This is a genomic window from Yinghuangia sp. YIM S10712 (genome assembly GCF_051388935.1).
GTDB lineage: Bacteria > Actinomycetota > Actinomycetes > Streptomycetales > Streptomycetaceae > Yinghuangia.
The window spans coordinates 1-1,546 of sequence record NZ_JBPKBI010000068.1 but is presented as its reverse complement, the minus strand read 5'-3'; the positions used below and the strand labels follow the sequence as shown (position 1 = coordinate 1,546).

The window sequence follows — 1,546 nt, the reverse complement described above, 5'->3', positions numbered from 1 at the left end:
CGCGCTGCTGGGCAAGCTCGGCCTCGAACGGCGCGTGCAGGCAGCCGTGTTCGCCACCGAACTGAACCGCCCCGCGCCGACGACGCAAGCCCGACGGCATGCGGCCGACTGATACGGGCCACACGGACAACGGTGCCGGGTCCGCCCCCGTGAGGGCGGCTCCGGAACCGTTCTCACGGGCGCGGGTCCCGCTCACCACCTGACCAGCCTCAGGCGTCGAACGTCTCCGGGACGAGTACGAGCGGACACGGGGCCCGGTGGATCAGTTCCCGGCTCACCGACCCGAGCAGCATCTCGACGAATCCGCCCCGGCCATGCGTGCCGATCACGAGGCACAGCGCGTCCTCGGCCTCGTCGACGAGTTGACGGGCGGGATGCCCGGCGACGACAACGGGGCGCGACCGGACGTCGGGGTACGCCCTGCCGCACCGGATCAGCGCGCGCTCCAGCGTCACCGCCGCGTCGCTCATCGCCTGCGCCGCGGCCACGGTCGCGAACGGGGAGTGCGGGACGGAGAGGGCCGACACAGCCAGCACCGTCGCGTCCCGTCGTGAGGCTTCGTCGAACGCCCACGCCAGCGCACGCTCCGACGCGGGGGAGCCGTCCACCCCGACCACGATCTTCCGGGGACGGGCCGCACTGTGCTCGGCATGCCGCACGACCACCAGCGGGCACGGCGCGCGCGTGCTCACCGGGACAGCGACGCTCCCCGTGGTCAGCATCTGCCGAAGCGAGGACAGCCGCCGAGAACCCAGGACCAAAGCGCCGGCGCCGGTGGCCGCGGACAGCAATGCCTCGGACGGCGGCCCGTCGGCAAGCCGCCGTTGCACCTCCACGCCGGGCTGTCGGCCGCATGCGAGCGCCGCGCCGACGTCCAGGACCCGCTGCCCGGCCGCGCGTGCTTCGGCACGCCATGTGGCTTCGCTTGAACCACTCATCGCTTCGGAGTCCGCAGTCACAGGCCAGTCGAGGACATGGACCACAGTGAGCGGACACTTCACCCGCGCCGCGTGGTCGGCTGCCCACACCACGGCTCTCCGGCCGGCGTCGTCGTCCTCGAAACCGACCACCACCGGCGGGTTCGCGAGTGTCTCGGACATTGCATTCCCCTCCGCAGAGACATTGAACGGATGCACGGTCTCCGCAGGGAGAAGACTGCCGCGGCAACGGCCTCGCTCACAGGGCCGAAAGGCCCCTCAGGCCGGTCGCCTGTGTGCGCCCGCATGCGAGTGCCGCGGCGTCGCCCGCGCGGCGGCCCGAGCCGAACGGCAACATCTCTGTGTCGTCGTCGCCTGCAACGTCTCCCCTCGTGGTGACCGGCCGCGTGGGTGACGACTGTTCCGCGCGGCCGGTGCGGTTCGGCGGATCCTCGCACGTGCGGGAGGCGAGGCAGGACTCGGCGGCAGCGCGTCACAACGCGGCGTCGCGTTCCACGGGGCAGCTCATGCAGCGCGGGCCGCCGCGCCCGCGGCCCAGTTCGCTGCCGCGGATCGCGATGACCTCGATGCCGTTCTTGCGCAGGTGCGTGTTGGTGGTGACGTTGCGC

The 1,546-nt window shown here is 72.4% G+C and carries 2 protein-coding genes; both read right to left on the bottom strand.

The genetic code is table 11. The features are described 5' to 3' along the window. Nucleotides 1-209: 209 nt before the first annotated feature. Nucleotides 210-1,100: a universal stress protein gene (locus ACRX5W_RS33215; RefSeq protein WP_436792115.1), complete on the bottom strand. Its 891-nt coding sequence runs from the start codon at nt 1,098-1,100 to the stop codon at nt 210-212. 310 nt (nt 1,101-1,410) lie between these two features. Next, the coding region (locus ACRX5W_RS33210) for an arginine deiminase family protein (protein WP_436792116.1) at nt 1,411-1,546 on the bottom strand (136 nt) is incomplete at its 5' end.

Coding starts and splice junctions, on each gene's coding strand:
- ACRX5W_RS33215 (WP_436792115.1), bottom strand. CDS start 1,100: ATGTCCGAGACACTCGCGAACCCGCCGGTGGTGGTCGGTTTCGAGGAC.